Below are 7,350 nucleotides of genomic sequence, written 5' to 3'. Positions count from 1 at the left end.
CCGGCTGCAGATGATCATGAAGAGCATCCACCAGACCTGTTTGAATGCGGCCGAGCAGTACGGCACGCCGGGCAATTACATGAACGGGGCCAACATCGCCGGTTTCGTCAAGGTGGTGGATGCCATGATCGACCAGGGCGTGGTATGATGGCTTTTGTCGGTTAGGAGTAAATGCCGCCTTTCAAAGAGGGGATCGAAAAAAAACGGCATCCGATGGTAAAGGATGCCGTTTTTTATTCATGCTTATACCGGTTGGCTAAACTCTTACCACATTGGCGGCAGCGGGGCCACGGTCGGTTTTCTCGACTTCGAAGGTCACCCGATCTCCTTCCGCAAGGGTTTTGAATCCCTCCGCCTGAATGGAGGAAAAATGAACGAAAATGTCACCCTGACCATCTTCCTGTTCGATGAAACCAAACCCCTTTTTGTCACTGAACCATTTTACAACACCGTTTGCCATTTCTGCAGCCTCCTTAAAAAATAGTAAACATATCGGTCTTGAATGTTGGCTGCCGCCGTTTACCTGGGTGTTGAAAAATCATTGCGTTTAGAGGACCGCACGGTCCGTCGGCTATCATACTCGGTTGTCATGCTTTACATGCATTTTTCCGCCAATGTTGACCTGTCTTGCCTGCGCGCATGACATTTTTCATCACCTGGGTAGCGGTGCGCACCTCCCATGTGCAAGACCATCCGACCGGCAAACCGGTCGTCACACGATTGATGGAACCTACGATAACAGATCGATTAAAGAGAAGATAACGATCGCCTTGGTTCACAACGCGCCATATCGTTGAAGCATATGCCAGGTCTCAAAGGCTGTTGTAGACCTATTGCAACCGGTCCGATTGGACCGCCCTTCATACCCGGCATCTTTTCACTACAAACCGTATACAGAGTAAATGCCGCGTCCTGCTCGTTTCATTTTGCCTTTTTTGCAGGCGCGATGAACGATATTGCTGATCTGCTTTTCGGTAAAGCCCGACTTTCCTCTCAAGGCCTCCACGGAGATTCCTTTTTTAAATCGTTTCATGATAGTGAGCACTTGATCCGTGGGGGTGAGGGTTTTTCCCTTCGGTGAGGCCTTTTTTTTGGCAGCAGGTACCGCTTTTTTCTTCGGGGCCGCTGCGGGTGATTTGTTTTCAAACGCGTTTGCCATGGCTTCGGTTTTCTTGGCCAGGGTATTTAACTGCCGGGCGACGGTTTTTAGATCTTTGGTAATTTTTTTCATAACCGGAGTCCTCCATTTGATGGGATGTGCAATTGCGTTCTTCTTACGTGATATATTTAGGAAAGGTCGAGACGCTGCCCGGCCGATCAACGGCTTGAAGACGCAGGTGAGCAGCAACTCGGTTGATTTTTCATTACTCGATAGCCTGCTTAATATCGGTCAATCCTCAGTCGATGTGGTCGATGCGGACCTTGAATAACCGCAGGTAATATAAAGCTGCCTGAAAGTCTCCTGAGAATAGGAGGTGCAGGCGCTGAAACGCATAATGAGATGAGCATAGTGGATCGTTGGAAAAATGTCAAGCTCCCAGAATATCACTGAAAAATGATCTGTTAAGCAATGGTTCCTCTGTATTGTGTTAAGAGAACGACAGTCCGTTACAGCGAAAAGATCACACACGTCACACGTTGGCAGGCAGGAAATCGGTACTACCAGGCCTTAATCGGTCCGGTGTCCAGATGAATGAAATCCGAGTCGGGATAGTAGCCGACACCACCGCACCGGAGGTTTAAAGCTATTTTTCGAAGTGCGGCAGTCTGACAGCCGGGGATTCGGATGTCGATGGCACGGCCCTCCATGTGCAGGCTTTTCGGAGCGACGCCTGCCGTGACTTTTCTCAACGCCTCATTCGTGCTCGGGGAGCGGTAACCGGAGATGATGCTGAGCGGGGAGCGCGGCTTTTCCTCCATTACGATGCGATGAAGCAAATCCAAAAGCTTCGGATCAACCGGTTTGATCTCTCCGGTGCGGTGATCCCTCATGATATGACTGATCCGGTTCACTGCACGATGGATCAGCTTCCCCCGCGACCGGTAGCAGGTCTTGAGGGTCTCCCCGGTGTGAATATTATAGAAAGACAATATGTGGGGTTCATGGTTTGTGGGATCGAGCGCAGCCAATACCGGGTGTGCGAAGACGGTGGTCATGATCGCCGATGCCCCCACTTTCAAAAAGGTTCTTCGGTCAGTGGTGTAAGATGAGATGTCGTTCATCATCAATATTCCTTGAAATCTATATATAGTCCGTTTCTCGCCGGTTAGCGGGTCGTGATGGCGCCAATCTTGTCCAGCGCAAAACGGTACCGTGATGGTTGGCACATATAAAGCTTATTCGGTCGTTGGGAAAAATTGCTTAGAAAACATTAAGGAAAAATAGTCTGGCTGTCAAGGGGGTTACAGCGAATACAGATGGTCCGCGCCTGGCAATATATGGGGTCTGATCCGTGCACGAAAAATAAAGTTCCGGCCGATTCAGCCGATAATTGGATCAAATATTCAACCCTCACCCGGATCCGGGAGCCGGCGAGCCGTGTTCAGTTAATCGTAACTATTGCAACGGTCCGGGCGAGGCGCACACGAACCCGTCGGAAATGCGACTTGTCAAGCATGCATCAGGACCGATGATGAAAAAAAATAAGCCCATCAACCCAACGACCCGCAGAACCGGACTCGACCGGCGCTGGATACCCGCTGAGAACCATCAGCCGGAACGACGGCGCCGCGCGGACAGACGGACGATCAGGAATCGATCTTTTTTAGACCCCTTTGAGTCGACCGGGGTGGAGGAAAACAGTGAGCTCTTTCCCGAAATCAATATACCGGCCGGACAGCCGGAGGCGAAGCTCCTGGCCCTGCCATTCGACGAGGAAGGGAGTTCTGAGCCTCAGGACGCCGTTTTTAAAAGGATCACCTCGGACGACGAATGACTTTACAATCCCTCATCTGCTGACGAACATAGGCGAATGCGGTTCGTCGACGGGTTTTTGCCAGTCCATGCGCACCCCGGCTTCCGTCAACATGGTGATGGCGCTCTGCATGTGGGTACCGATGGTGTCCACCCCGTGGGAATCATCGCCTGGAACGATGTCGATGCCCCATTCAGCGGCTTTTTTCAAAACGGGTGCCGACAGGTAGGGCTCCTCCTCACCCCTTGACAGTGGACGCAGGTTAAAGTCCAGGATCAGGTTCAACTGCTTGATCAGTTTCAGATTCCTGAGGATTTTCTCCCAGATCATTGGTTTGATCAATCGAGCGCGGTAATCAGGATCAAATATCCGAACGATATCCAGGTGACCTACCACGCGGGGTACGAGCGTCCGAATCATTTCGTACTGCTGGTCGAAATAGGCGGCGTACAATCCATCCAGCCCGCCGCAGCGATCGGCCGCCTCCTGGTAGCGGGCTTTGCTGTAGTCAAAGGGGATGTCTTTGACATGGTGGACGGAGCCCACTACATAATCGGGTGAAAAGCTGTCGATCAAGGCTTTGGCAAAGTCGAGGCTGCCGCCGCAGTCTTCCGTTTCGAACCCGACATAGATCCGGATGTCAGCCGCATATTTTGCCTGAAGGCGCCGGCAGGTGGTCATGTAGCCGGTAAATCGCTCCTTGAGCGTTCCGGCGTCAAATCCGGCGGTTTTCTCTTCAGGGTAGACAAAGGCATCCGATACCGGTGGCATGTGCTCGGTGATGCCCACCCAGGGATACCGATGATCGATGTAAGCCAGAACAATCTCCTCGAGGGTGTCCTTGGCGTGGCCGCAGAACTGGCCGCTGTGGCCCCCGTGAACTGAGACCGGTGGTGGGACGTTCATTCAATTGCTCCTTTTTGTTGTGCATCTGTCCGATAACAGCGTCCATCCAGAAATGGCATTTTGTGGCCCAGTTCTGCGTTCTCGCGATATTTAAATCCTCGACGTAGTCCCAGCTATGCCCGCGGTTTTAATAACCCGGCGGCCTTGATCTGAACCACAACCTACCATTTCTGAACGGACACTAACAAAAAAATTTCGTTGATAAACACCCGGCGGCGCGTATCGGAAAACCGCTGGATGGCTAGTCGCAGCATGGTTCGGGGTCACCGCCGGCAATGTTGAAACCTTGCCTGAGCAGGTTGGCGATGGGGAGGAAATGGGGTTGCGGCATTTCCGACCATCGGTACCAGCCCCAGCGTTCGCACTTGTCCGGTTCTTTTACCCGGGCGTCGCCGCTCGTCTGGTCGGCAACCACGAAAAGCGTGACATAATGCTTATTCTCGTCTTCGAAGACATCGTTGGTGAAGGGACCCATGCGCAGATCGATGATGGACAGCCCGGTCTCTTCAAACAGTTCGCGCCGGGCGCAGGCTTCGATGGATTCGCCGAATTCGAGGTGGCCGCCGGGAAACTGCCAGGTGCCCGCACCGTGGGCATTCCTTCGCTTTCCCAGGAGCACCCGTCCATCCCGGATAACGATGACGGCAACTCCGATGTAGGGTCTAATTTCTGGGTTCATGGGTTCAGGGGTTCTGGGTTCAGCGTTTTGGGTTCTGGGTTCCGGTTCTGGGTTCAAACTCAGAAAAATAAAAAACTTCAAATCACAATTTCCAAACAAATTCCAAATTCCAACTTTTAAATTTCAAACAAGGTCAAAAACCAACAAAAGTTGGGTTCTGGGTTCCGGGTTCTGCGTTTAGGGTTCAGCGTTCAAACCCAGAAAAATCGCAAACTCAAAATCTCAATTTCCAAACAAATTCCAATTTCTAAATCTCAAACAAGGTCAACTACCAACAAAAGTTTGGAATTTTGGCTTTGAGGTTTGTTATTTGTTTTTTGGCCATTGTGATTTGCTTCTTTCATATTGTGTAAAGAATCACCAGGCACCGGGTCACCTCGGCGGACAGGCTCTTAAGCTTGTGAGGGGTATTGGAGTGGAAATGGATGGATTCGCCTTTCTTCAAAATATGCACCTTGCTGCCCAGGGTAAATTCCAATTTGCCTTCCATGACGAAGATGAATTCTTCACCATCATGCTTGTAGGCCACCGGCTTGTGATCGTGGTGGGGTTCGATGGTGACCATGAAGGCCCGCAGGTGGTCGTTCTCGGCCCCGGATGTCAGCGTTTCATAGGAATAGTTGCGGGTGCGGTTGACGTACGCCTGGGTCCGCTGATCCCGAATACGTTCTTTTTCCTCATCTCGCAGGAAGGTGCCTGGATCCACGCCGTAGGCGCAGGAAAGCCGAAGAATAAATGCCACCGGTGGAGCGATTTCACCGGATTCCACATCGGCAATGAACTCCGGCGTCTGGCCGGTGACCTCGGCCAGGTGTTCCTTGGACCAGCCCTGGGTTTCGCGAAGCGCCCTGATTTTTTCTCCAAAACCGATTTTTCCCAATTGCTCCGGTAGGTCCGTGCAGATGTCATCGGCCAATCGGCGCATGACTGCTTGCCTGGTCCGTGAGGTCAGCAAAGGCAGAAATGTCACAGCATCGGCAACCACGCCGATGTCCGCTATCCTGAAAATGGGAGCGGAGGGATCCCGGTTGATGGCCACGATCGTTCCCGAGGCCATGATGCCGGCGGTGTACTGCACGGCACCCGAGGTGCCCACGGAAATCAGCAGGTTGGGCATTACGGTTTTTCCCGTCTGACCGATGAGTCTTTCCTCGGCGACCCAGTGGCTCAACACCGGAGGCCGTGTAGCGGCGACTTGTCCGGCAACGGCGGCGGCCAGTTGACGCACCTGCCCGAAGTTTTCCATGCTGCCTAGCCCGGCACCACCCACTACCACGGTGCGGGCGTTTTCGATATCGTTGTCGCTTTGGGGCGCCGGCCGGCTGGAAACCAGCCGGATCCCTTTTGATTCGGGGATGTCCGGCAGTGCCGCCCGTTCGACCCGGCCCATTCGTGTCGTATCCTTTTTACCGGTTGCGCCGTGGGGCTGCACGGTGGCAAAACCGGTTCCATGGCCTGGGGCATAGGTGATTTCGGCCATGATCTCCCCGCCCCAGGCTGGACAAAGGCCCACAACTGATCCATCTTTCCCCGGCCTGAGTTCCACGCAATCCGCCATCAGTCCGGCCCGTGCAGCTGCTGCGGTTCGGGCGGCCAAGTCCCGGCCGAAGTCGGTGAGGGGAAATAACACCAGCCGGGGAGATCGTTCCTTGAACACCGGCGTCAGGGCGTCAGCAAAAATATGAGGGGTTGGCGAGGAAAAACGATCGTTCTCGAACAGACAAACCTTATCCGCGCCCCAGGCGATGGCTTCATCTTCAACGGTTCCCTGGATGGCGCACGCGTCGTCTTGTGAGACTGCCTGCAGATGGGTTTTCCCCGAAGGCAGCGAGAACATGACAACCCGGTCTCCTGTTTTTCCGGCCAGGTCCGCCGCCTTGACCAGCACCTTGAGGCTCCAGTCCAGCAGCTGGCGGGTCCGAAGGTCGCCAAATACCCAGATCTCGTTGGTTGTCGTGTGGTTCATGGTTCTCGCTCGTACATTCTCCGTATATAGATCCATGGGGAAACAGTCTATTTATCCGATCAGCCCCGCATCCACTAGTTCTCGGACCAGGGCATCGGCCTGCGCCGCCGGCGGCCCCTCGATCCATCGGCAGGCTCTGTTCTTTTGTATCGGTTTCATGGACAGCACTCGCGTGGGTGAGCCGGCCTCGCCCACCAGCGATGGATCGATCCCCACCTGCCTGATGGAAACGGTCTCCACTGGCATTTCATCGAAAGCAACGGCAAGGTCGCCCAGTGCCGGATCCCGTTGTGCAGCAGCGGTCGGGTGGATGGTGAGTGCCGCGGGTAGGCTCACTTCGTATATTTCCAGGAACCCGTCCACCTTGCGTTCCACGGCGAGACAGTCAAGGTCACCATCGATTTTTACGGCGCCGGTTACCGTGGGGAGATCCAGCAGCACGGCGGTCTGGGGGCCAACCTGGCCGGTGTCGCTGTCTGAGGTCCGTGTGCCGAACAGCAGCAGGTCGAAAGGCGCCAAGCTATGTACACCGGCACACAACGCGGTTGATGTGGCCAGGGTGTCTGATCCGGCCAATACTGGATCACATAGCAGAACGGCGCGATCGGCCCCGGCGGCCAGCGCTTCCCGCAGGGTCGTCTCGGCGGTGGGCGGTCCCATGCTCAGGACGGTTACCGACCCCCCGTGCTTTTCCTTCAATTGAAGGGCCACTTCCAGTGCCGGCCGGTCAAAGGGATTGAGGGCGCATTTGTCGGCTGTACGGACAATCTTTCCCCGGGGGGCCTCGATGACCACGGATTTGATGCAGACGATGATGTGCAATGGGTGCTCCGTTTTCGGGTTCTGGGTTCCGGGTTCAGCGTTCTGGGTTCTGGGTTCAAACT

General features: G+C 54.3%; 8 protein-coding genes and 1 pseudogene. 2 read left to right on the top strand and 7 right to left on the bottom strand.

All coding sequences use genetic code 11. From position 1 onward, the window contains the following. Positions 1-148, top strand: a pseudogene (locus ABYV26_RS16825) (glutamate dehydrogenase); the annotation flags it as partial. Positions 149-256: 108 nt separating this feature from the next. Here ABYV26_RS16825 and ABYV26_RS16820 read toward each other — a convergent pair. The 3 genes from ABYV26_RS16820 to ABYV26_RS16810 form a co-directional block, all read right to left on the bottom strand. After that, complete coding sequence (locus tag ABYV26_RS16820; protein ID WP_372682515.1) at positions 257-460, bottom strand: cold-shock protein; 204 nt, start codon at positions 458-460, stop codon at positions 257-259. Between the two features lie 420 nt (positions 461-880). Continuing rightward, complete coding sequence (locus ABYV26_RS16815) at positions 881-1,231, bottom strand: hypothetical protein (protein WP_372682514.1); 351 nt, start codon at positions 1,229-1,231, stop codon at positions 881-883. Between the two features lie 428 nt (positions 1,232-1,659). Beyond that, positions 1,660-2,226: a YcbK family protein gene (locus ABYV26_RS16810; protein WP_372682513.1), complete on the bottom strand. Its 567-nt coding sequence runs from the start codon at positions 2,224-2,226 to the stop codon at positions 1,660-1,662. Positions 2,227-2,633: 407 nt separating this feature from the next. Here ABYV26_RS16810 and ABYV26_RS16805 point away from each other — a divergent pair, with 407 nt between their 5' ends. After that, positions 2,634-2,936 carry a hypothetical protein gene (locus tag ABYV26_RS16805; protein WP_372682512.1) on the top strand — a complete coding sequence of 101 codons (303 nt, stop codon included), beginning with the start codon at positions 2,634-2,636 and terminating at the stop codon, positions 2,934-2,936. A 12-nt stretch (positions 2,937-2,948) separates the two neighbouring features. On the opposite strand, the gene ABYV26_RS16800 is transcribed toward ABYV26_RS16805, so the two are convergent. From ABYV26_RS16800 to ABYV26_RS16785, 4 genes are all read right to left on the bottom strand, one after another. Beyond that, positions 2,949-3,821: a histidinol-phosphatase gene (locus ABYV26_RS16800; protein WP_372682511.1), complete on the bottom strand. Its 873-nt coding sequence runs from the start codon at positions 3,819-3,821 to the stop codon at positions 2,949-2,951. A gap of 241 nt (positions 3,822-4,062) precedes the next feature. After that, complete coding sequence (locus ABYV26_RS16795; RefSeq protein ID WP_372682510.1) at positions 4,063-4,500, bottom strand: NUDIX hydrolase; 438 nt, start codon at positions 4,498-4,500, stop codon at positions 4,063-4,065. A gap of 340 nt (positions 4,501-4,840) precedes the next feature. Then, positions 4,841-6,466, bottom strand: coding sequence for an FAD-binding protein (locus tag ABYV26_RS16790; RefSeq protein WP_372682509.1), 1,626 nt, complete (start codon positions 6,464-6,466; stop codon positions 4,841-4,843). 51 nt (positions 6,467-6,517) lie between these two features. Next, positions 6,518-7,350 (bottom strand): hypothetical protein (locus tag ABYV26_RS16785; RefSeq protein WP_372682508.1); only part of this gene is annotated, 833 nt, incomplete at its 5' end.

The organism is Desulfosarcina sp. (assembly GCF_041551955.1).
Taxonomy (GTDB): domain Bacteria; phylum Desulfobacterota; class Desulfobacteria; order Desulfobacterales; family Desulfosarcinaceae; genus Desulfosarcina.
The sequence above is the reverse complement of the archived record's forward strand: the minus strand, read 5'-3'. Positions and strand labels throughout refer to the sequence as shown.

Bases quoted from the DNA above. Each gene is read 5' to 3' on its own strand.
- ABYV26_RS16805 (WP_372682512.1), top strand. From the start codon at position 2,634: ATGAAAAAAAATAAGCCCATCAACCCAACGACCCGCAGAACCGGACTC.
- ABYV26_RS16790 (WP_372682509.1), bottom strand. From the start codon at position 6,466: ATGAACCACACGACAACCAACGAGATCTGGGTATTTGGCGACCTTCGG.
- ABYV26_RS16820 (WP_372682515.1), bottom strand. From the start codon at position 460: ATGGCAAACGGTGTTGTAAAATGGTTCAGTGACAAAAAGGGGTTTGGT.
- ABYV26_RS16800 (WP_372682511.1), bottom strand. From the start codon at position 3,821: ATGAACGTCCCACCACCGGTCTCAGTTCACGGGGGCCACAGCGGCCAG.
- ABYV26_RS16810 (WP_372682513.1), bottom strand. From the start codon at position 2,226: ATGATGAACGACATCTCATCTTACACCACTGACCGAAGAACCTTTTTG.
- ABYV26_RS16795 (WP_372682510.1), bottom strand. From the start codon at position 4,500: ATGAACCCAGAAATTAGACCCTACATCGGAGTTGCCGTCATCGTTATC.
- ABYV26_RS16815 (WP_372682514.1), bottom strand. From the start codon at position 1,231: ATGAAAAAAATTACCAAAGATCTAAAAACCGTCGCCCGGCAGTTAAAT.